Consider the following 19952-nt stretch of genomic DNA (forward strand, 5'->3'; position numbering starts at 1 on the left):
GGAGCCGCCGCCGGAATCGACCGCCGAGCGCCTGGCGCGCTACATGCGGTTGGGCACGCTGTCGATGCCGGCCCTGCCGCCGCTGTCGCTGTACGTGCACCTGCCCTGGTGCCTGAAGAAGTGCCCCTACTGCGACTTCAACAGCCACGAGTGGCGCGATGGCGGTGGGCCGCCCGAGGCGCGCTATCTCGACGCGCTGCGCGCCGACCTCGAGGCCGCGCTGCCCTTCGTGTGGGGCCGGCGCGTGGTCAGCGTCTTCATCGGCGGCGGCACGCCCAGCCTGTTCTCGCCCGACGCCATCGGCACGCTGATCGCCGACATCCGCGCACGCCTGCCGCTGGAGCCCAGCTGCGAGATCACGCTGGAGGCCAACCCCGGCACCTTCGAGCGCAACCGCTTCCGCGCCTTTCGCGAGGCCGGCGTGACGCGCCTGTCGATCGGCGTGCAGAGCTTCGACGATGCGCGCCTGCAGTCGCTCGGACGGGTGCACGACGCGGCGCAGGCGCGCGCCGCGATCGAGGAGGCGGCGCGTTGCTTCGACACCTTCAACATCGACCTGATGTACGCGCTGCCGGGTCAGACGACGGCCGACCTGGCACGCGAGCTCGACACCGCGCTTGCTTTCGCGCCGCCCCATCTATCGATCTACCACCTGACGATCGAGCCGAACACCGTGTTCGCGAACGCGCCTCCGCCGGGTTTGCCCGACGACGACCTGTCGTCCGACATGCTGGACCTGATCACCGAGCGCACCGCGGCCACCGGGCTGCAGCGCTACGAGGTCTCGGCCTTCGCGCAGCCGGGGCATCGCTGCGTGCACAACCTGAACTACTGGAACTTCGGCGACTACCTGGGCATCGGCGCCGGTGCGCACGGAAAGCTGAGCTTCCCGCACCGCGTGGTGCGCCAGGTGCGCTGGCGGGATCCGGCCACCTACATGGCGCGTGCGCTGGCTGGTCAGGCGGTGTCGAACGACGAGGAGGTGTCGCGCCGCGCGTTGCCCTTCGAGTACATGCTCAACGCGCTGCGCCTGCGCGAGGGGTTCGAGCTTGCGCGCTTCACCGAACGCACGGGCTTGCCGCAATCGGCCATCGACGCGTCGTTGAACGAGGCCGTGCAGCGCGGCCTCATCGAGCGCGACGGCGCCTGGCTGCGGCCGACGCCGCGGGGCTTCGACTTCCTGTCGGACCTGCAGGCGCTGTTTCTGGAGGACTGAGCGGGGCCGCGGCGCGGTCGAGTTCTTCGCGCAGCCACGCCCGCAGGGCCACCAGCGGTGGCCAGTTGGCCAGCGCTGGTGGGTAGACCAGCCAGTAGGGGTAGGCGTCGGGGTCATCCAGCGCCACCGTCGACAGGCGCACCAGCCGGCCGCGTTGCAGCGCGTCGGCCGCCAGGACCTCGCGCGCCAGCGCCAGGCCGAGGTCCTGCTCGGCGGCCTGCAGCATCATGCCGGCGTCGTTGAACTCGGCCACCGGCTTGATGCGGACCCGGTGGCCGGACAACGCGAACCAGCGCTGCCACATCGGCCCGTCGCCCAGCAGGGGTTCGTGCGCGAGCGATTCCGCCGGCGAACCGAGCAGCCGGCGTGCCGCCTGCGGCGAGCCCACCACGATCCAGGGCGAATCGAGCAGTTGTTCGGCCACCAGGCCACGCCACGGGCCGCTGCCGGTGCGCAGCGCCGCGTGGTAGCCGTCCCGCTCCAGGTCCACGATCTGCTGCGAGGCGTGCAGTTCCAGCGCGATCTGCGGATGGCGATCGCGCCAGGCGCCCATGCGCGGCAGCAACCAGCGTTGCGCGAAGGAGGGCAGCGAGGTGACGCGCAGTGTCTCGTCGTCGGAACCGCTGGCCGCAGCCGAAGCGATCCGCAGGCCTTCGTCGAGTTGCGCGAGCGCCGGCTCCACGGCGCGCAGGAAGGCGCTGCCGGCCGCGTTCAGCACGATGCGCCGGCCGTTCCGATCGAACAGCTGGAAGCCGATCTGCTCCTCCAGCAGCCGCAGCTGCTGGCTCACCGCACTGTGCGTGAGGTGCAACTGCTCCGCCGCGGCGCGCAGGTTCTGCAGGCGGGCAAGGGTGCGGAAGGCGGGCAGCGTGTGCAGCGGCAGGCGGGCCATGCTGTTCAGCATAGCTGACCAAGCTGGGCGGAACAAGTCAATTCCATCGCGCCAGCTGGGCTCCTATGCTTACCAGCACGAACCCAAGGAGCACGCCATGACGTCCACCACCATCCACCTTCGCCGTTCCTGGATCGCCCGCGCTGCCGAGGCCGTCAGCGACGCCTGGGCCACGCTGCAGCGCCGCTGGCGCGAGCGCCGCGAGATGCAGGACCTGAACGAACTCGACGAGGCCACCCTGCGCGACATGGGCATGCCGCTGTGGATGCAGGAAGAGGCCCGCGCCCGGCGCGACCAGCGCGACATGCGCAACGCCATCGACAGCCTGCGAGACCGTTCCGGCCCCGGCCGCTTCTACTGAGACCGGGTCGGGATCAGACCCGGTTCAGCGACATGCCCGAGGTGCTGCGCAAGCGCTCGATGAGCTTGGGCGCGATCTGCGTCAGCGGCAGCACCTCGTGCGAGGCGCCGTGCGCGATGGCCTCGCGCGGCATGCCGAAGACGACGCAGCTCGCCTCGTCCTGCACGAGGTTGTAGCTGCCGGCGTCGCGCATCTCGCGCATCGCCTTGGCACCGTCGGCGCCCATGCCGGTGAGCATGATGCCCAACGCATTCGGCCCGACCACGCGGGCGGCGGACTTGAACAGCACCTCGACCGAGGGCATGTGGCGGTTCACCGGCTCGCCGGCCTGCACGCGGGCGATGTAGTTGGCGCCGCTGCGCTCCACGCTCAGGTGCTGGCCGCCGGGGGCGATGTAGGCATGGCCGGGCAGCACGCGCTCGCCGTCGCGCGCCTCCGCCACGCGGATGCGGCACAGCCCGTCCAGGCGGGCGGCATAACTCTTCGTGAATCCGGGCGGCATGTGCTGCGTGATCATCACCGCCGGCGAATCCGGCGGCAGCTGCATGAGCACTTCCTTGGTGGCCTCGGTGCCGCCGGTGGAGGCGCCGATGAAGATGATCTTCTCGGTCGACAGGCGGCCGATGCCGGCCACCGGCGCCGGCCGGGCCGGCGCGCCGTCCAGAGCGCCGGGCGCGGTGGGATGCGCCGCGGGCGGCGGCGTGGTCAGCCGCCGCAGGTGGGCCTTCGATGCGATGCGCACCTTGTCGGTGATGTCTTCGGCGAGCAAACGCAGGCCGTCGGCCACGCCGATCTTCGGCTTGGCGACGAAGTCCACCGCACCAAGCTCCAGCGCGCGCAGCGTGACGTCGGCGCCGCGCTCGGTCAGCGTCGACACCATCACCACCGGGGTGGGCCGCAGGCGCATCAGCTTGCCGAGGAAGTCGATGCCGTCCATGCGCGGCATCTCCACGTCCAGCGTGATCACATCCGGATTGGTGTTGCGGATCATCTCGCGGGCGATGAACGGATCCGCCGCCGCACCCACGCATTCCATGTCCGGCTGGCGGTTGATGATCTCCGTCAGCAGGCTGCGCACCAGGGCCGAATCGTCGACCACCACCACGCGCGTCTTGGCCATGTTCGCTGCCTCCTCGCGTACTTCGTTGTCAGAACAGGTCGACCGAGCCGGCGCCACTGGCCGCCGGCGTCGTCTTCTGCGCCGCGGCGCGCTCCTGTGCCACCAGCGCTTCCGGGTTGGTCGGCGACAGCCGCTTGACCATCGCCTTGCCGCTGTGCGGCAGGAAGCACACCTTGCGCGGGTAGACGTCCATCACGTCCTTCGACACGACGGGGATGCGTTCGGTCTTCAGGTAGTCGAGCACGAAGCTGGTGTTGCGCTCGCCCACGTTCATCGTGCTCATGCCGGCAATCACCTGGCCGCCGCCGAAGACCTTCGCCTCCAGCGTGGAGCGCGTCGCGCCGCGCTTCATCAGCTCGTTGATGAGCAGTTCCATCGCGTAGGAGCCATAGCGGCCGCTGTCCATGCCGCCGCCGCTGGCGCCGTCGGGCAGCATGAAGTGGTTCATGCCACCGACATGGGCGTTGCGGTCCCACAGGCAGGCGGCAATGCACGAGCCCAGCGTGGTCATGATCAGCATGTCCTCGTCGTGCACGAAGTACTCGCCGGGGAGGATCTTCACGGCGTCGTTCTTGAAGTGCGCGTCGTAGAAGAAGAACGAGGCCTCGCCGGGCTTGCGGGACTGCGCCTTGAGCTGGGCGAGTCGCGAGCCGGGTGCAGCGTTGATGCTCTGGGGCAGGGCCATGGTGAATCCGATATCGGCGTTGCGTGTGCGTGGCTGAAGCGCGTGCCTCAGACCCGCTCGTAGATCGTCTTGCCGCGCAGGCGGAACAACTCGCGCGAATCGGAGAAGTTCTCCGAGTGGCCGACGTAGAGCAGGCCCTTGGGCTTCATCACCGCATGGATGCGCTCGAGCACACGCTTCTGCGTGGCCGCATCGAAGTAGATCATCACGTTGCGGCAGAAGACGATGTCGAACGGCTCGCCGAGCGACCACTGCGCCGCCATCAGGTTGTGCGTGCGGAATTCGATCAGCTTGGTCAGCTCCGGGCGGATGCGCATGAAGCCGGCGTTCGCGCCGGTGCCGCGCTGGCAATGGCGGCGCAGCCGTTCGGGCGACAGGCCGCGGGCATCGGCCGGGTAGACACCGCGGCTGGCGGTGGACAGGACCTTGGTGTCGATGTCGCTGGCGACGATGCGCGCACCGGTGTTGGCGCCCAGCGTCTCGACCACGGTCATCGCGATCGAGTAGGGCTCCTCGCCGGTGGAGGCGGCGTTGCACCAGATGCGCGGGCTGGCCACGCCGCGCGACTTCAGGTCCTCGACCAGCGCATGGAAGTGGTGGTCTTCGCGGAAGAAGGCCGTCAGATTGGTGGTCAGGCAGTTGATGAACTCCTGCCATTCCTGCTCGCCGCCCGGGCCGGAGTGCGTCTCCAGCCATTGCAGGTAGCTGCCGAAGCTGCGGTGCCCGGTCTCGCGCAGTCGGCGCGACAGTCTGCTGTAGACCATGGCCTGCTTGCCCGCGTGCAGGCTGATGCCGGCGCGCTGGTAGATGAGGGCGCGAACGCGCTCGAAGTCGGCCTGGCTGAAGCTGAACTCCTGGTCTGCGCCGTTCCCGGTCGCGGCAGGCGCACTGGGGGCGGCGGGCCTGGGCGTGGCGGTTGAGGCGAGGGCATTCATGCGGACTCCCGGTATGAGGCGTCCAGGGCCAGGCGGCTCCGGCGACGCGGTCTGATGGGTTATCGACCCGCCCGGCCCCGCCTTGAGCGCCGACCGTCACGAGAGATGAGGCGGGTCAAAACCAATCACTTCCAGGCATGGCCGTGCAGGTCGGCTGCTAGACTGGGTCGAAAGCCGCTGTCGACCCTCATTTGGACGCCCCCACGCCCCCCCTGACTGCCAAGAGCGCCTCGTTGCGCCTGGACGTGGCGCTGCAGTTGCTGCAGCAGTCGGGCGTGTCGCTGCCCGGCACCCGCGAGAGTGATCCGGCCGGCTGGTTGCAGGCCGTGATCGACGGCCTTTGCGAGCTGTCCAGCCGCGATGCCCTGACCGGGCTCGCCAATCGCCGCCAGTTCGAGCTGGCGATGGCCCGCGAGATCGACCGCGTGGCGCGCGCCGGCGAGCCCGCGCTGGTGCTGATGATCGACATCGACCACTTCAAGAAGGTCAACGACACGCATGGCCACCCGGCCGGCGACCTGGTGCTGCGCGAGGTGGGCCGTGCGCTGCACGACTGCATCCGGCCGATGGACACGGTGGCGCGCTTCGGCGGCGAAGAGTTCGCGATGATCCTGCCCAACTGCCCGCCGGCCTTCGGCCAGACGGTGGCCGAGCGGGTGCGCAGCCGCGTCGCCTCGCGGCCGGTGAGCGTGGCGCCGGGGCAGGAGGTGTCGATCACGGTGAGCATCGGCGGCGCCTTCGCGCCGCAGTGGGTGCGCTCCTCGGCGCCGCTGTGGATCGAGCGGGCCGACCAGCAGCTCTACCGTGCCAAGGCCGAAGGCCGCAATCGCACCTGCCTCGAGATGCCGCCGGTTTCCCATGTCAGCGCCGAAGAGAAGGGTCTGCTGTTCGGCACCTCCCAGTTCCAGGATCTCGAATGAGCACCGACAGCGCCGCCACGCCGCCCGCCCCTGCCGCCGTCCGGCCCGCGGCCCGTGGCCGCATCATGGCCGTGACCAGCGGCAAGGGCGGGGTCGGCAAGACCTTCGTCTCCGCCAACCTGGCCGCCGCGCTGGCGCGCCGCGGCGAGCGCGTGCTCGTGCTCGACGCCGATCTGGGCCTGGCCAATCTGGATGTGGTGCTGAACCTGTTCCCCAAGATCACGCTGCACGACGTGTTCACCGGCAAGGCGCAGCTGGAGGACGCCATCCTGCCCGCGCCGGGCGGTTTCTCGGTGCTGCTGGCCGGCTCCGGCCTGGTCGAGTATTCGCGGCTGACCGTCGAGGTGCGCGAGAAGCTGCTCGAGGTGATCGACAAGGTGGCGCCGCGCTACGACCGCATCATCCTGGACACCGGTGCCGGCATTTCCGACGTGGTGCTCTACGCTGTCTCGCTGGCCGACGATGTGCTGGTGGTGGCCACGCCCGAGCCGACCTCGCTGACCGACGCCTACGCCACGATCAAGGTGCTGGCCACGCAGCAGCAACGTCATGCGGTTCGGCTGGTGGTCAACCAGACCAGCCGGCTGGGCGAGGGCCGCGTCATCCGCGGCCAGCTGCAGCAGGTCATCGACCGCTACGTGACGCCGCAGATGCAGGACCCGGGCGTGCCGTTCAAGCTCGAACTGCTCGGCGAGATCCCGACCGACACCGCGGTGCGCGAGGCGGTGCAGAAGCGCCGCCTGCTGCTCGAGTCGCTGCCTGGCTGCCCGGCTGCCAAGGGCATCTCGGCCGTTGCCGACAAGCTGATGTCATGAGCGAGGCGCCGCAGGAAGTCACCGCCTTCGAGCGGCTGGGCGGCGAGTCGCGCGTGCGCGCGTTGGTCGATCGATTCTATGACCTGATGGACCTGGAGCCCGGCTACGCAGAATTGCGCGCGGTGCATGGCCCCGCGTTGGACAACGCGCGCGACAAGCTGTTCTGGTTCCTGTGCGGCTGGCTGGGCGGGCCGCAGCACTATGTCGAGCGCTTCGGCCACCCTCGGCTGCGCGCCCGGCACCTGCCGTTCGCCATCGGCATCCGCGAGCGCGACCAGTGGCTGGCGTGCATGCGGCAGGCGATGATGGAGCAGGGCGTCGATACCGACCTGGCGCTGCGCCTGCAGGACGCCTTCTTCAACACCGCCGACTGGATGCGCAACAAGGGCGGCTAGCTCGTCGCGGCCTTCGAAGGCCGCAGCAGCACGATCAGCGCGCCATGCCCGCCATCCTGCGCCCGGGCCTGCGCGAAGGCGATCACCTCGTTCTTCTGCACCAGCCAGCTGCGCACCTTGCCCTTGAGCACCGGCTCGCGCCCGGGCGAGCCATTGCCCTTGCCGTGCACGACGCGCACGCAGCGCAGGCCGGCGCGCACCGCATCGCGCAGGAAGGCGGCGAGCTGCTCGCGCGCCTCGTCGCGGCGCGCGCCGTGCAGATCGAGCTGCGCCTGGATGGCCCAGACGCCGCGGCGCAGCTTGCGCACCACCTCCGGCCCGACGCCGCGGCGGCGAAACGACAGCGCCTCGTCGGTGTCGAGCAGCGATTCGACGTCGAACTCGTCGGAGATCGATTCGGCCAGCACCGCGGCTTCGTCACGCTCGCGCTGGCGCGGCACCGGGTGCGGCCGCGCCCGGCTGGCCGGCGCGCGCGTCACCGGGCGCAGCGGCACCACCGCCCCGACGCTGATTGCGAACAGGTCGCGCTCGCGACGCAAGCGCGCCAGCTCGGCCTCGGCGCGCGCGGCCGCGGCGGCAGCCTCGCGCTCGGCGGCCTGCAGCGCTTGCCTGAGCGCGCCGAGCTCGGCCAACGATCGAACCTTGCCCGCGCTCACAGCAGCCCCCGCTCGGCGAACGACACCACCTGCGTGCGGCCGACGACCATGTGGTCGAGCACGCGCACGTCGACCAGCTGCAGCGCGCTCTTCAGCGACTGGGTGAGGAACTCGTCGGCGCGCGAGGGCTCGGCCAAGCCCGAGGGGTGGTTGTGCGCCAGGATCACCGCTGCGGCGTTCAGCGCCAGCGCGCGGCGCACCACCTCGCGCGGGTAGACGCTGGTCTGCGTCAGCGTGCCGCGGAACATCTCGTCGAACTGCAGCAGCCGGTGCTGCGCGTCGAGGAAGAGCACCGCGAACACCTCGTGCTCGCGCGAGGCCAGGTGCAGCTGAAGGTAGTCGCGCACACGCCCGGGCGCGTCGAAGGCGGGCCGCTCCACCAGCCGCTGCTGCAGCGAGCGCCGGGCCAGCTCCACCACCGCCGCCACTTCGGCGCGCTTGGCCGGGCCCAGCCCCTTGACGCGCTTCAGGTCGGCCGGCCCGGCGTGCAGCAGGCCGGCCAGGCCGCCGAACTCGTCGAGCAGCGACTGCGCCAGCTGCAGCACCGACACACCCTTCAGCCCGGTGCGCAGCAGCAGCGCCACCAGCTCGGCGTCGGCCAGCGCGGCGGGCCCCTGGGCCAGCAGCTTTTCGCGCGGGCGCGCGTCGGGGGGAATGTCCTTGATCACGGTCGGGGATGGCCCAGGCGCGGTGCCTCGTAAAATCCGGGCCAGTCTACTGGAGCGGGCTTCGCCGTGAACCTTGTGCAGCCGGGGTCTTTTCTGACCCTGCACTACCGCCTCGCCGGGCCTGACGGCGCGGACATCGTCAACACCTTCGCCGACAAGCCGGCCACGCTGTCGCTGGGCACGGGCGAACTCGCCGCGCCGCTGGAGCAGCGCCTGATCGGCCTGGCCGAGGGCACGCGCAGCGTGTTCGACGTGCCCGCCGGCGAAGCCTTCGGCGAGCGCAATCCGGAGCTGCTGCAGCGGGTCAGGCGCTCGCTGCTGGCCGAGCTCGGAGACCCGGACCAGCAGTACCACCTCGGCGACGTGGTCCAATTCCCCACGCCTGACGGCCAGGCGAGCTACGCCGGCGTGGTGCGCGAGCTCGGCACCGACTGGCTGCTGTTCGACTTCAACCATCCGCTGGCCGGCCGGCCGGTGACCTTCGAAGTGCAACTGATCGGGGTGCTGTGATGGGCGACAAGGTGGCCGACGAACTGCACGAGGTGCTGCTGGCCGAGCCGCGCGGCTTCTGTGCCGGCGTGGACCGCGCCATCGAGATCGTCGAGCGGGCGCTGAAGAAGTTCGGCGCGCCGATCTACGTGCGCCACGAGATCGTGCACAACACCTACGTCGTCAACGACCTGAAGGCCAAGGGCGCCATCTTCATCGAGGACCTGGCCGACGTGCCGCCCGGCGCGACGCTGGTGTTCAGCGCGCACGGCGTATCGCAGGCGGTGCGCCACGAGGCCGACCAGCGCGGCTTCAGTGTGTTCGACGCCACCTGCCCGCTGGTGACCAAGGTGCACGTCGAGGTCGCCAAGCTGCACAAGGAGGGCTACGACTTCGTGATGATCGGCCACAAGGGCCACCCCGAGGTCGAAGGCACGATGGGCCAGCTCGACGAAGGCATCTTCCTCGTCGAGGACGTGCAGGATGTCGAGCGCCTGGAGCTGCCGCAGACCGATCGGCTGGCGGTGGTGACGCAGACCACGCTGTCGGTGGACGACGCGGCGGAGATCCTCGCCGCGGTGAAGCGGCGCTTCCCGAAGGTGCGCGAGCCGAAGAAACAGGACATCTGCTACGCCACGCAGAACCGGCAGGACGCGGTGAAGGTTTTGGCGCCCTCGGTCGACGTGGTCATCGTCGTCGGCAGCCCGACCAGTTCGAACAGCAACCGCCTGCAGGAGCTCGCCGAGCGCCTGGGCACGCCGGCCTACATGGTCGACCAGCCCGAGGACCTGAAGGCGCAGTGGCTCGTGGGCAAGCGCCGCGTCGGGCTCACCGCGGGTGCGTCGGCGCCCGACATCCTTGTGCAGCAGGTGATCGCACGCCTGCGTGCGCTGGGAGCGGTGTCAGTGCGATCACTGCCAGGCGTGGAAGAGTCGGTTCACTTTCCGCTGCCGATGGGACTGGGCGACAAGTCGATGGCCCGGCTCGGCTGACACAAGCGCCAACCCCACCATAGCCGCGCCGCCCGCGCGCGCCGTTCGGCTGCCTACAGGCTGCCTACAATCTGCAGCTTTCAGTCCTCTTGCGGCCGCGCCATCGCGGCCCGGCCTCCCATGCTCGACATCAACCTGCTGCGCAAGGACCTGGCGCACGTGGTCGCCCGCCTCGAGGCGCGCAAGACGCCGCAACCCTACCTGGACGTGGCCCGTTTCCAGTCGCTCGAGGCCGAGCGCAAGGCCATCCAGACGCGCACCGAGGAGCTGCAGGCCCAGCGCAACAGCCTGTCCAAGCAGATCGGCCAGCTCAAGGGCAAGGGGCAGGACACCACCGCGGTGATGTCGGAAGTGGGCGGCATCGGCGACACGCTGAAGGCCTCGGCCGAACGCCTCGAGGCGATCCAGGCCGACCTGGCCGAGATGCTGATGGCCGTGCCGAATCTGCCGCACGAGAGCGTGCCGCTGGGCGCCGACGAGAAGTCCAACGTCGAAGTGCGCCGCTGGGGCACGCCGCGCAGTTTCGACTTCACCCCGCGCGACCATGTCGACGTCGGCGCGCCGCTCGGACTGGACTTCGACACCGGCGCCAAGCTCAGCGGCTCGCGCTTCACCTTCCTGCGCGGCCCGGTGGCGCGGCTGCACCGCGCGCTCGCCCAGTTCATGCTCGACGTGCAGACGCAGGAGCATGGCTACACCGAGTGCTACACGCCCTACATCGTCAACCGCGAGATCCTCGAGGGCACCGGGCAACTGCCCAAGTTCAAGGAAGACATGTTCTGGGTCAGCCGCGGCGGCGACGAGGAGCAGCGCGAGCAGTACCTCATCTCCACCAGCGAGATCTCGCTGACCAACAGCGTGCGCGAGCAGGTGCTGGCCGAGAGCGCGCTGCCCATCAGGCTGACCGCGCACAGCCCCTGCTTCCGCTCCGAGGCCGGCAGCGCCGGGCGCGACACGCGCGGCATGATCCGCCAGCACCAGTTCGACAAGGTCGAGATGGTGCAGATCGTGCACCCCGATCGTTCGTACGAGGCGCTCGAGCAGATGGTCGGCCATGCCGAGGCGATCCTGCAGAAACTGGAGCTGCCCTACCGCGTCGTCGCGCTGTGCAGCGGCGACATGGGCTTCGGCTCGACCAAGACCTACGATCTCGAGGTCTGGCTGCCGGCGCAGGGCACGTACCGCGAGATCAGTTCCTGCTCGAATTGCGAGGCCTTCCAGGCGCGGCGCATGCAGGCGCGGTTCAAGAACGCGCAGGGCAAGAACGAATGGGTGCACACGCTCAACGGCTCGGGCCTGGCGGTCGGCCGCGCGCTGGTGGCGGTGCTGGAGAACCACCAGCAGGCCGATGGTTCGATCGCCGTGCCGCCGCTGCTGCGGCCGTACCTCGGCGGCCTCGAGCGGCTGCAGGCCTGAGCGCATGCCGACGCTCGGCCTCGCTGCCGAACTGCTCGCGGCCTACGACGCAGCCGGGCTGATCCCGCTGCCCAGCGAGCGTGACGGTGGGTTGACGGTGGCGCAGGCCTACGAGGTCGGCGACCAGTTGCGCCTGGCGCGACTGGCGCGCGGCGAACAGGCGCGGGGCTACAAGATCGGCTTCACCAACCGGACGATCTGGCCGCGCTACAACGTGTTCGAGCCGATCTGGGCGCCGGTGTGGGAGCGCACGGTCCGGTTGCTCGACGTCGCCGAGGCCACGACCACGCTGCAAGGCCTCGTGCAGCCGCGCCTGGAGCCGGAGATCGTGTTTGGCTTTCGGGCTTCACCGCGCGCCGGCATGAACGAGGCCGAGCTGAGCGCGTGCCTCGCCTGGGTGGCCCACGGCTACGAGATCGTGCACACGCACTTCGAAGCCTGGCGCTTCACGGCGGCCGACACCGTGGCCGACTTCGCGCTGCACGGTCGCCTGCTGGTCGGCCCGCGCGTGCCGGTGGACTCGTTCGCGCAGCTCGGCGAGGAACTGGCGGCGCTCGAACTCACGCTGGCCTGCGATGGCCAGGTGGTCGACACCGGCCACGGCCGGAACGTGCTCGACGGCCCGCTGAACGCGCTGCGCCTGTGGGTGGATGCCATGGCACAGCGCACGCCGACCTGGCCGCTGGGCGCCGGCGACATCGTCACCACGGGCACGCTCACCGATGCCTGGCCGATGGCGCCCGGGCAGGTCTGGCAGAGCCGGCCGGGCGATGCGCGCCTGCCCGGGCTGCGCCTGACCGTCACCCGCTGAACGCCTGGCCCGGCTGCATTACAATGCGCGGCTCGGCATCGACCCGCCGAAACCAGGAGAGGTGGCAGAGTGGTCGAATGCGCCGGACTCGAAATCCGGTGTAGCGTTATGCGTTACCGTGGGTTCGAATCCCACCCTCTCCGCCAGTGAACAGGCCGCCCGCGAGGCGGCTTTTTCATGCCCGCTTTTCACACATCTTTACCCCCGAGCCACCCCCCCTTCACCCCCGGGGCGGACCATCTCTCTCCATGGGCCGCAAGGCTCGATTGACCAGGAGCAAGAGATGTCCCGAACCCAAGTCTTCGCTGTCACGCAGCAACCCGCCGCACGCGGCATGAAGTGGATGCTGTCGAGCATGGTGCTTGCGGTGGCCGCGACGCTGACGCTGTCGGCTTGGGCGCAGCCCAATGGTGGCCACCACGGCATGGGCGGCATGGGTGGCGGCCACGGCATGATGATGGGCGGCCGCGGCGTCGACCACATGCTCGACGGCCTGAACGCCACCGACACGCAGCGCACGCAGATCAAGCAGATCTACAAGGCGGCCGCCGACGACCTGAAGGCGCAGCGCGAAGCGGGCCGTGCGCTGCACGAGCGTTCGATGCAGATCTTCGCTGCGCCGAACGTCGATGCCGCCGCCGCCGAGTCGGTGCGCCAGCAGATGCTGCAGCAGCATGACCAGGCCAGCAAGCGCATGCTGCAGGCCAGGCTCGATGCGAGCAAGGTGCTCACGCCCGAGCAGCGCGCCAAGATGGCCGAGCGCATGAAGCAGCGCGGCGACATGATGCGCGACCGCATGCAGCGCATGGAGCGCGAGCAGCCGAAGTCATGAGACCGGGGGCGAACGTGACGTTATCCTTGCGCGACCTGTCCTCGGCATGGCCCTCGGGCCTGTCGGGGCCTGTGGCCGACTCCACCTTCGCCGCCCGCACCATGAGTTCACGACTGCTGCTGATCGACGACGACGCCCGCCTGTCGGCCATGGTGGGCGACTACCTGCGCAATGCCGGCTTCGACGTCACCACCGCCGGCTCGCTCGGCGCGGGGCGCGAGCGCCTGGCGTCCGAGAACTTCGACGCGCTGGTGCTCGACCTGATGCTGCCCGACGGCGACGGCCTGGACCTGTGCCGCGAACTGCGCGCCAACCCGCGCACCCGCTCGCTGCCTCTGCTCATGCTCACCGCCCGCGGCGAGCCCCTGGACCGCATCGTCGGCCTGGAACTCGGCGCCGACGATTACCTGGGCAAACCCTTCGAGCCGCGCGAACTGCTCGCCCGTGTGAAGGCGCTGCTGCGCCGTGCCGCGCCGCAGCCTGCCGGCGACGAGGTGCTGCGTTTCGGGCGCCTGGAGATCGACCTGGGCGCGCGCATGGCGCGCCTGGCTGGGCAAGCCTGCGACCTCACCAGCCACCAGTTCGACCTGCTGGTGGTTCTGGCGCAGAGCCCCGGTCGCGTGCTCTCGCGCGACCAGATCATGGATTCGCTCAAGGGCCATCCGCTGGAGGCCTTCGACCGCTCGATCGACGTGCACATCTCGCGCATCCGCGCGGTCATCGAGGACGACCCCAAGGCGCCGCGTCGCGTGCTCACGGTGCGCGGCGCGGGCTACGTGTTCGCGAAGAAGCAGGATGCCGACGACGAGTCATGACGGCCCTGGCTGAGCCTCGATGAAGTCGCTGTACCTGCGCATCTACCTCACGGTGGTGGCCGTGCTGCTGCTGTTCGCGGCAGTGTCGGGCTGGGTGTTCCAGCGCCACCTCGAGCAGGAGCGCGTGCGCGTCGAGGGCGCTCTGGGCGACCGCACGGCGGCCTGGGCTGAACTGCTGCAGCGCGCGCTGCCCGGCGCCGCTGCGCCGCCGGACGAACAGGCGGCGGCGGTGCGCGACTGGTCGCAGCGACTCCGCTTGCCGATGGCGCTGGACGACGAGCAGGGTGCGCGCATCGTCGCGTCGGACTCGTTCCTGCGCCGGCAGGAAGAGGAAGGGGCGCGCATCGCCTCGGTGCGGCTGGAAGACGGCCGCATGCTGTGGATCCTGCGTCCGCGGCTGCTGCGGCTGCCGCCGCGCCCGGGCGATCCGCCGGACATGCGCCGGGGCATGGCGCCGCCTCCCGGCGAACTGATGCTGCCGTTCCTGCCGCCGACCATGCCGCGCAGCGTCGGCCTGGCCTTGTTCCTGACCGTCATGTTCCTGGCCGTCGCGGGTGGCGCCTATCCGGTGGTGCGCCGGCTGACGCGCCGGCTCGAGTCGCTCAAGCTGGGCGTCGAGCGTTTCGGTTCCGGGCAGCTCGACCACCGCGTCGAGGTGAGCGGGCGTGACGAGGTCGCTGCCGTGGCCAGCAGTTTCAACCACGCCGCGGCGCGTGTCGAGGCGCTGGTGCGATCGAACAAGTCGCTGCTCGCCAATGCCAGCCACGAGCTGCGTTCGCCGCTGGCCCGCATGAAGATGGCGGTGTCGATGCTCGACGAGGTGCCACCAGCGCAGCACGAGAAGCTCAAGCGCGAGATCGAGACCAACGTGGCCGAGCTCGATGCGCTGGTCGAAGAGTTGCTGCTGGCCAGCCGGCTGGACGCGTCGGAGTCGATCGAGCGACGCGATGCAGTCGACCTGCTCGCGCTGGCGGTCGAGGAGGGCTCCCGCGTGGAGGCCGAGGTCGACGGCCCGTCGCTGGCGGTGCAGGGCGACGAGCGCCTGCTGCGACGCGCGCTGCGCAACCTGCTGGAGAACGCGCGCCGTTACGGTGGTGGCGAGGTGACGGTCGAGCTCGCACGCTCGTCGGCGGGGGCCGAAGTGCGCGTGTGCGACCGCGGCCCGGGCGTTCCCGAGGCCTTGCGCGACCGTATCTTCGAGCCGTTCTATCGCCTGCCGGGCCATGCGGAGCAGGCCGGCGGTGTCGGCCTCGGCCTGAGCCTGGTGCGGCAGATCGCGCAGCGCCACGGCGGCAGCGTGCGCTGCGAGTCGCGCCAGGGCGGTGGCAGCTGCTTCGTGTTGACCGTGCCCACCGCCTGACCCCGGGGCAAACGTGGGTGCGCGCCGGGGCGGCGCGTGCAGAATGGCGGAGGTTCCACTCCGATCGGCTCCATGCAGAGTCTGCTCCCCCTTCTTGCCGCGCTGGCCGCCTACCTGGTCGGCTCACTCTCGTTCGCGGTGATCATCAGCCGGCTGATGGGTCTGAACGACCCGCGCACCTACGGCTCCGGCAACCCTGGCGCGACCAACGTGCTGCGTTCGGGCAACAAGCTGGCCGCGATCCTCACGCTGGTGTTCGACGCGCTCAAGGGCTACGTGCCGGTGCTGCTGGTGGCCCTCTACGGGCCCGAGCACGGGCTGGGCGAGGGCACGGCGGCGCTGGTCGGGCTGGCGGCGTTTCTCGGCCACCTGTGGCCGGTGTTCTTCCGCTTCCAGGGCGGCAAAGGCGTGGCCACCGCTGCGGGGGTGTTGCTCGGCCTGAACCCCTGGCTGGGCCTGGCGACGCTGCTGACCTGGGTGATCATCGCCGGCTTCTTCCGCTACTCCTCGCTGGCAGCGATCGTTTCCGCGGCATTCGCTCCGTTCTACCAGCTGCTGATCTGGGGCGGCGGGCCGATCGCCGGGGCGGTCGCGGTGATGGGCCTGCTGCTGATCTGGCGCCACAGTGCCAACATCCAGAAGTTGCTCAAGGGCACCGAGAGCAAACTCGGGCAGAAGGCGGCGACGGCTGCCGCTGCCGCTGCCGCGAAGCCTGGCGTCAGGCATGGCCACGGCCAGGCGCGAGGGCGCAGCCACCACCACGAGAAGCACCACGACGAGTCGCACGGAGCCAAGCCATGAACCTCGCGCAGGGATTGCACCGCTTCCACGTCGGCGATCGATTGTCCGAGATGGCCGTGCACAACGGCACGGTCTACCTCGCCGGGCAGGTGCCCGACGACGCCACGCAGGACATCCGCGGCCAGACCGCACAGGTGCTGGCCAGCATCGACCGGCTGCTCGGCGAAGCCGGCACCGACCGCGCGCGCATCCTGATGGCGCAGATCTTCCTGGCCGACCTGTCCGATTTCGAGGCCATGAACGAAGTCTGGGACGACTGGGTGCCGCCCGGCGACGCGCCGCCGCGCGCCACGGTGCAGGCGCGGCTGGCGCGCACTCAGTGGAAGATCGAGATCGTCGTCACCGCGGCGATCTGAGCGCTTGATCGGGCCTCGTCGCGACTGCCGCGACAATACGCGGCTGCGCCCCTGCGGCGCGCCGCCCTGCATTCGCATTCATCGATCTGCCATGACCACCCGCGCCACCCGTGTTCTGACCGGCATCACGACCACCGGCACGCCGCACCTGGGCAACTACGTCGGCGCCATCCGTCCGGCCATCGCCTCGAGCCGTCAGCCGGGCGTGGACAGCTTCTTCTTCCTCGCCGACTACCACGCGTTGATCAAGTGCGACGACCCTGCACGCATCGAGCGCTCGCGCCTGGAAATCGCCGCCACCTGGCTGGCCGCCGGGCTGGACACCTCGCGCGTGGTGTTCTACCGGCAGAGCGACATCCCCGAGATCCCCGAGCTGACCTGGCTGCTGACCTGCGTCACGCCCAAGGGTCTGATGAATCGTGCCCACGCCTACAAGGCCTCGGCGGACGCGAACCAGGAAGCCGGCGAAGACATCGACTCGGGCGTCACGATGGGCCTGTTCAGCTACCCGATCCTGATGGCGGCCGACATCCTGATGTTCAACGCGCACCATGTGCCGGTGGGCCGCGACCAGGTGCAGCACATCGAGATGGCGCGCGACATCGCGCAGCGCTTCAACCACCTGTTCGGCCACGGGCGCGAGCACTTCGTGCTGCCCGAAGCGGTGATCGACGAGCAGGTGGCCACGCTGCCGGGCCTGGACGGGCGCAAGATGTCTAAAAGCTACGACAACACCATTCCGCTCTTCGAGGGTGGCGCCAAGGGCCTGCAAGCCGCACTGGCGCGCGTCGTCACCGACTCGAAGCTGCCTGGTGAACCGAAGGATCCGGACAGCGCGCACCTGGTCACGCTGTACGAGGCCTTCGCCGAGCCGGCCGAGCGCGCCGCCTTCCGCGCCGACCTGATCGCGGGGTTGGGCTGGGGCGAGGCCAAGCAGCGTGTGGCCCAGCGCATCGAGCTGGCACTCGGGCCGATGCGCGAGCGGTACGCCGAGCTGATCGCCCATCCGGCGCGCATCGAGGAAACACTGCTCGAAGGGGCGCAGAAGGCCCGCGCGATCGCTGCGCCCTTTCTCGCGCAACTGCGCGAGGCGGTGGGCCTGCGCCGCATGGTGGCGGTGGGCGCGTCACCTGTCGCGACGACGGCGAAGTCCAAGCCGGCGCTTCCGGTCTTCAAGCAATACCGCGAGGCCGACGGCCGCTTCTTCTTCAAGCTGCTCGACGGCGACGGCCGGCTGCTGCTGCAAAGCGAAGGCTTCGCGCAGGGCAAGGAGGCCGGCCAGTGGGTGGTGCGGCTCAAGCGCGATCGCGCAGCGGCGCTGGCCGAGGTGCCGGCAGCGCGCGGCGAAGGCGTCAGCGCCCAGGACGTGGCGCACGCGCTGGCGTTGTTCGACGAGGAATGACGGCCCCGGCATGAAGAACATCGTCGTCCTGATCTCGGGACGCGGCTCCAACATGGAAGCCATCGTGCAGGCCTGCGCGACGGAGGGCTGGAACGCGCGCATCGCCGCCGTGGTCAGCAACCGGCCCGAGGCCAGCGGGCTGGCTTTTGCCCGCGCGCGCGGCATCGCCACGGCGGTGGTCGACCACCAGCGCTACGACTCGCGAGAGGCCTTCGACGCCGAACTCGCGCGTGTCATCGACGGCTTCTCGCCCGACGTGCTGGTGCTGGGCGGCTTCATGCGCATCCTCACGCCCGGTTTCGTATCGCACTATGCCGGCCGCATGGTGAACGTGCATCCGTCCCTGCTGCCGGCGTTCGCTGGCCTGCACACGCACCGCCGCGCCATCGACGCCGGCTGCAAGGCGGCCGGCGCCACCGTGCACTTCGTCACCGCCGAACTCGACCATGGCCCCATCATCGCGCAGGCGGTGGTGCCGGTGCTGCCCGGCGACTCCGAACAGACCCTCGCCGCGCGCGTGCTGGCGCGCGAACACATGATCTACCCGCGTGCCGTGCGCTGGATCGTCGACGACCTGCTGCGTGTGGAGGGTGCCAGCGTGCGCCACCTGCGTGGCGAACCGCAACTGCTGACCTGATGCACCCCAACGCCCTGCTCGAACTCGCCACTGAACTGGTGCACCGCGTGCTGCAGTTCAAGCAACCGGCCGACAACATCGTGTCGGACTTCTTCCGCGAGCACCGCGCGCTCGGCAGCCGCGAGCGCCACACGCTGGCCGAGACCACCTACACCGTGCTGCGCCAGCGCCTGCTGTTCCAGCATCTGGCCCAGTCAGGCAAGGGCGAGATGGAGCGGCGGCTGGCGATCCTCGCCTGGCAGGGCAACGAAGGTTTCCTGCGCGCCGCGCTCAGCGAGCCCGAACAACACTGGATCGCCCAGGTACAGGCGGTCGACCGTTCGGCGCTGCCCGAGAAACTGCGCCATAACCTGCCCGAGTGGTTGGCCGAGCGGCTGCATGCCGAACTGGGCGAGGACTTCTGGCCCTTCGTCGATAGCATGAGCGCCGCGGCGCCGCTCGACCTGCGTGTCAACACCTTCAAGGCCAAGCGCGACGAAGTGAAGGCGGCGCTCGCCGCAGCCGGCGTCGAGGCCGAACCCACGCCGTTCTCGCCGATGGGGCTGCGCATCCACGGAAAGCCGGCGCTGCACAAGCTCGACGTCTTCACCCGCGGCGACGTCGAGGTGCAGGACGAGGGCAGCCAGCTGCTCGCTCTGATGGTCGATGCCAAGCGCGGCGAAATGGTCGTCGATTTCTGCGCGGGTGCCGGCGGCAAGACGCTCGCGCTGGGCGCGGCGATGCGCAACACCGGGCGCCTCTATGCCTTCGACACCTCGGGCCATCGCCTGGCCGCGCTCAAGCCGCGGCTGGCGCGCAGTGGCCTGTCTAACGTCTATCCGGTGCAGATCGCCCACGAGCGCGACGACCGCATCAAGCGCCTGGCCGGCAAGATCGACCGGGTGCTGGTGGACGCGCCCTGCTCGGGGCTGGGCACGCTGCGCCGCAACCCGGACATGAAATGGCGGCAGACGCCCGAAGCCATCGAGGAATTGCGCGTCAAGCAGGCGGCCATCCTGGCCAGCGCCGCTCGGCTGCTCAAGCCGGGCGGCCGGCTGGTCTACGCCACCTGCAGCCTGCTGGGCGTCGAGAACGAAGCGATTGCCGACGCCTTCACCGAGGCCAACCGGGCCACGTTCCGTCCGCTGCAAGCCGAAGAAGTGCTGGCCGCAGCGCACGTGCAGGGTGCACAGGGTCTGGTGCGCAACGGCTGCCTGAGGCTGTGGCCGCATCGGCACGGAACCGATGGATTTTTCGCAGCGGTGTGGCAACGGTCTTGATCGGCTGCAAAAAGCCGCCAAATGCTTGAAAGAGGCATACCCGAGGTGCGTAGTTTCCGAAGCCTCTTTTTGGGGTGTGTCACTTACAATAGTTGCGCCGTCGCTCCTGACGGTGTGAA

The 19952-nt window shown here is 69.9% G+C and carries 23 protein-coding genes and 1 tRNA gene; 18 read left to right on the forward strand and 6 right to left on the reverse strand.

The window, feature by feature from the left end:
• Positions 1 to 43: 43 nt before the first annotated feature.
• Positions 44 to 1216, forward strand: coding sequence for a radical SAM family heme chaperone HemW (gene hemW / locus HZ992_RS03670; RefSeq protein ID WP_209387030.1), 1173 nt, complete (start codon positions 44 to 46; stop codon positions 1214 to 1216).
• Here the strand turns inward: hemW and HZ992_RS03675 are convergent.
• Positions 1128 to 2120 carry a LysR substrate-binding domain-containing protein gene (locus tag HZ992_RS03675; RefSeq protein ID WP_209385342.1) on the reverse strand — a complete coding sequence of 331 codons (993 nt, stop codon included), beginning with the start codon at positions 2118 to 2120 and terminating at the stop codon, positions 1128 to 1130. The two genes, hemW and HZ992_RS03675, sit on opposite strands and share 89 nt — an antisense overlap.
• A gap of 85 nt (positions 2121 to 2205) precedes the next feature.
• Between HZ992_RS03675 and HZ992_RS03680 the strand changes: the two genes are divergently transcribed.
• Positions 2206 to 2469, forward strand: coding sequence for a hypothetical protein (locus tag HZ992_RS03680; RefSeq protein ID WP_209385343.1), 264 nt, complete (start codon positions 2206 to 2208; stop codon positions 2467 to 2469).
• A 13-nt stretch (positions 2470 to 2482) separates the two neighbouring features.
• Here the strand turns inward: HZ992_RS03680 and HZ992_RS03685 are convergent, their stop codons facing one another.
• The 3 genes from HZ992_RS03685 to HZ992_RS03695 are packed head-to-tail and all read right to left on the reverse strand — an operon-like array spanning position 2483 to position 5209.
• Positions 2483 to 3589, reverse strand: a complete 1107-nt coding sequence (locus HZ992_RS03685) for a protein-glutamate methylesterase/protein-glutamine glutaminase (protein ID WP_209385344.1) — start codon at positions 3587 to 3589, stop codon at positions 2483 to 2485.
• Positions 3590 to 3617: 28 nt separating this feature from the next.
• On the reverse strand, positions 3618 to 4274 hold the full coding sequence (cheD, locus tag HZ992_RS03690) for a chemoreceptor glutamine deamidase CheD (protein ID WP_209385345.1): 657 nt from the start codon (positions 4272 to 4274) through the stop codon (positions 3618 to 3620).
• Positions 4275 to 4321: 47 nt separating this feature from the next.
• Positions 4322 to 5209 carry a CheR family methyltransferase gene (locus HZ992_RS03695; protein ID WP_209385346.1) on the reverse strand — a complete coding sequence of 296 codons (888 nt, stop codon included), beginning with the start codon at positions 5207 to 5209 and terminating at the stop codon, positions 4322 to 4324.
• A 233-nt stretch (positions 5210 to 5442) separates the two neighbouring features.
• On the opposite strand from HZ992_RS03695, the gene HZ992_RS03700 reads away from it, so the two are divergent.
• The 3 genes from HZ992_RS03700 to HZ992_RS03710 are packed head-to-tail and all read left to right on the forward strand — an operon-like array spanning position 5443 to position 7339.
• Positions 5443 to 6129: a GGDEF domain-containing protein gene (locus tag HZ992_RS03700; protein WP_245213344.1), complete on the forward strand. Its 687-nt coding sequence runs from the start codon at positions 5443 to 5445 to the stop codon at positions 6127 to 6129.
• Positions 6126 to 6944, forward strand: coding sequence for a MinD/ParA family protein (locus HZ992_RS03705; RefSeq protein WP_209385348.1), 819 nt, complete (start codon positions 6126 to 6128; stop codon positions 6942 to 6944). Before HZ992_RS03700 ends, HZ992_RS03705 begins: the two co-directional genes overlap by 4 nt.
• Entirely contained in the window at positions 6941 to 7339 is a 399-nt protein-coding gene (locus HZ992_RS03710) for a group II truncated hemoglobin (RefSeq protein ID WP_209385349.1), read from the forward strand. The genes HZ992_RS03705 and HZ992_RS03710 overlap by 4 nt, the downstream gene beginning before the upstream one ends.
• Here HZ992_RS03710 and HZ992_RS03715 read toward each other — a convergent pair.
• The gene (locus HZ992_RS03715; protein ID WP_371816782.1) at positions 7336 to 7971 is read right to left on the reverse strand and encodes a Smr/MutS family protein; all 636 of its coding nucleotides are present in this window, start codon (positions 7969 to 7971) and stop codon (positions 7336 to 7338) included. The two genes, HZ992_RS03710 and HZ992_RS03715, sit on opposite strands and share 4 nt — an antisense overlap.
• Before the next feature lie 20 nt (positions 7972 to 7991).
• A complete protein-coding gene (radC, locus tag HZ992_RS03720; RefSeq protein WP_209387031.1) occupies positions 7992 to 8660 on the reverse strand; it encodes a RadC family protein in 669 nt (222 codons plus the stop codon).
• Between the two features lie 69 nt (positions 8661 to 8729).
• Here radC and HZ992_RS03725 point away from each other — a divergent pair, with 69 nt between their 5' ends.
• The 13 genes from HZ992_RS03725 (at position 8730) to HZ992_RS03785 (ending at position 19833) form a co-directional block, all read left to right on the forward strand.
• Positions 8730 to 9173: an FKBP-type peptidyl-prolyl cis-trans isomerase gene (locus HZ992_RS03725; protein ID WP_209385351.1), complete on the forward strand. Its 444-nt coding sequence runs from the start codon at positions 8730 to 8732 to the stop codon at positions 9171 to 9173.
• Positions 9173 to 10144, forward strand: a complete 972-nt coding sequence (ispH, locus tag HZ992_RS03730) for a 4-hydroxy-3-methylbut-2-enyl diphosphate reductase (protein ID WP_209385352.1) — start codon at positions 9173 to 9175, stop codon at positions 10142 to 10144. Before HZ992_RS03725 ends, ispH begins: the two co-directional genes overlap by 1 nt.
• A 120-nt stretch (positions 10145 to 10264) precedes the next feature.
• Positions 10265 to 11560: a serine--tRNA ligase gene (gene serS, locus HZ992_RS03735; protein ID WP_209385353.1), complete on the forward strand. Its 1296-nt coding sequence runs from the start codon at positions 10265 to 10267 to the stop codon at positions 11558 to 11560.
• A 4-nt stretch (positions 11561 to 11564) separates the two neighbouring features.
• The gene (locus tag HZ992_RS03740) at positions 11565 to 12371 is read left to right on the forward strand and encodes a 2-keto-4-pentenoate hydratase (protein WP_245213345.1); all 807 of its coding nucleotides are present in this window, start codon (positions 11565 to 11567) and stop codon (positions 12369 to 12371) included.
• 55 nt (positions 12372 to 12426) lie between these two features.
• A tRNA-Ser gene (locus HZ992_RS03745) sits at positions 12427 to 12517 on the forward strand.
• A gap of 137 nt (positions 12518 to 12654) precedes the next feature.
• Positions 12655 to 13203 (forward strand): Spy/CpxP family protein refolding chaperone, encoded by a 549-nt coding sequence (locus HZ992_RS03750; protein WP_209385354.1) that lies wholly within the window; start codon positions 12655 to 12657, stop codon positions 13201 to 13203.
• Between the two features lie 101 nt (positions 13204 to 13304).
• Positions 13305 to 14018: a response regulator gene (locus HZ992_RS03755; RefSeq protein WP_209385355.1), complete on the forward strand. Its 714-nt coding sequence runs from the start codon at positions 13305 to 13307 to the stop codon at positions 14016 to 14018.
• A 19-nt stretch (positions 14019 to 14037) separates the two neighbouring features.
• Complete coding sequence (locus HZ992_RS03760; protein ID WP_209385356.1) at positions 14038 to 15378, forward strand: sensor histidine kinase; 1341 nt, start codon at positions 14038 to 14040, stop codon at positions 15376 to 15378.
• A gap of 72 nt (positions 15379 to 15450) precedes the next feature.
• Positions 15451 to 16179 carry a glycerol-3-phosphate 1-O-acyltransferase PlsY gene (gene plsY, locus HZ992_RS03765; protein ID WP_209385357.1) on the forward strand — a complete coding sequence of 243 codons (729 nt, stop codon included), beginning with the start codon at positions 15451 to 15453 and terminating at the stop codon, positions 16177 to 16179.
• Positions 16176 to 16535 carry a RidA family protein gene (locus tag HZ992_RS03770; protein ID WP_209385358.1) on the forward strand — a complete coding sequence of 120 codons (360 nt, stop codon included), beginning with the start codon at positions 16176 to 16178 and terminating at the stop codon, positions 16533 to 16535. The genes plsY and HZ992_RS03770 overlap by 4 nt, the downstream gene beginning before the upstream one ends.
• Positions 16536 to 16626: 91 nt before the next feature.
• Complete coding sequence (locus HZ992_RS03775) at positions 16627 to 17937, forward strand: tryptophan--tRNA ligase (protein WP_209385359.1); 1311 nt, start codon at positions 16627 to 16629, stop codon at positions 17935 to 17937.
• 10 nt (positions 17938 to 17947) lie between these two features.
• Complete coding sequence (gene purN, locus HZ992_RS03780) at positions 17948 to 18574, forward strand: phosphoribosylglycinamide formyltransferase (RefSeq protein WP_209385360.1); 627 nt, start codon at positions 17948 to 17950, stop codon at positions 18572 to 18574.
• On the forward strand, positions 18574 to 19833 hold the full coding sequence (locus tag HZ992_RS03785) for an RsmB/NOP family class I SAM-dependent RNA methyltransferase (RefSeq protein WP_209385361.1): 1260 nt from the start codon (positions 18574 to 18576) through the stop codon (positions 19831 to 19833). The genes purN and HZ992_RS03785 overlap by 1 nt, the downstream gene beginning before the upstream one ends.
• Positions 19834 to 19952 lie beyond the last annotated feature (119 nt).

Origin of the sequence: Rhizobacter sp. AJA081-3 (genome assembly GCF_017795745.1) — a bacterium.
Lineage (GTDB): Bacteria > Pseudomonadota > Gammaproteobacteria > Burkholderiales > Burkholderiaceae_C > Piscinibacter.

Coding starts and splice junctions, on each gene's coding strand:
- hemW (WP_209387030.1), top strand. CDS start 44: ATGCGGTTGGGCACGCTGTCGATGCCGGCCCTGCCGCCGCTGTCGCTG.
- HZ992_RS03675 (WP_209385342.1), bottom strand. CDS start 2,120: ATGCTGAACAGCATGGCCCGCCTGCCGCTGCACACGCTGCCCGCCTTC.
- HZ992_RS03680 (WP_209385343.1), top strand. CDS start 2,206: ATGACGTCCACCACCATCCACCTTCGCCGTTCCTGGATCGCCCGCGCT.
- HZ992_RS03685 (WP_209385344.1), bottom strand. CDS start 3,589: ATGGCCAAGACGCGCGTGGTGGTGGTCGACGATTCGGCCCTGGTGCGC.
- cheD (WP_209385345.1), bottom strand. CDS start 4,274: ATGGCCCTGCCCCAGAGCATCAACGCTGCACCCGGCTCGCGACTCGCC.
- HZ992_RS03695 (WP_209385346.1), bottom strand. CDS start 5,209: ATGAATGCCCTCGCCTCAACCGCCACGCCCAGGCCCGCCGCCCCCAGT.
- HZ992_RS03705 (WP_209385348.1), top strand. CDS start 6,126: ATGAGCACCGACAGCGCCGCCACGCCGCCCGCCCCTGCCGCCGTCCGG.
- HZ992_RS03710 (WP_209385349.1), top strand. CDS start 6,941: ATGAGCGAGGCGCCGCAGGAAGTCACCGCCTTCGAGCGGCTGGGCGGC.
- ispH (WP_209385352.1), top strand. CDS start 9,173: ATGGGCGACAAGGTGGCCGACGAACTGCACGAGGTGCTGCTGGCCGAG.
- serS (WP_209385353.1), top strand. CDS start 10,265: ATGCTCGACATCAACCTGCTGCGCAAGGACCTGGCGCACGTGGTCGCC.
- HZ992_RS03740 (WP_245213345.1), top strand. CDS start 11,565: ATGCCGACGCTCGGCCTCGCTGCCGAACTGCTCGCGGCCTACGACGCA.
- HZ992_RS03750 (WP_209385354.1), top strand. CDS start 12,655: ATGTCCCGAACCCAAGTCTTCGCTGTCACGCAGCAACCCGCCGCACGC.
- HZ992_RS03755 (WP_209385355.1), top strand. CDS start 13,305: ATGAGTTCACGACTGCTGCTGATCGACGACGACGCCCGCCTGTCGGCC.
- HZ992_RS03760 (WP_209385356.1), top strand. CDS start 14,038: ATGAAGTCGCTGTACCTGCGCATCTACCTCACGGTGGTGGCCGTGCTG.
- plsY (WP_209385357.1), top strand. CDS start 15,451: ATGCAGAGTCTGCTCCCCCTTCTTGCCGCGCTGGCCGCCTACCTGGTC.
- HZ992_RS03770 (WP_209385358.1), top strand. CDS start 16,176: ATGAACCTCGCGCAGGGATTGCACCGCTTCCACGTCGGCGATCGATTG.
- HZ992_RS03775 (WP_209385359.1), top strand. CDS start 16,627: ATGACCACCCGCGCCACCCGTGTTCTGACCGGCATCACGACCACCGGC.
- purN (WP_209385360.1), top strand. CDS start 17,948: ATGAAGAACATCGTCGTCCTGATCTCGGGACGCGGCTCCAACATGGAA.
- HZ992_RS03785 (WP_209385361.1), top strand. CDS start 18,574: ATGCACCCCAACGCCCTGCTCGAACTCGCCACTGAACTGGTGCACCGC.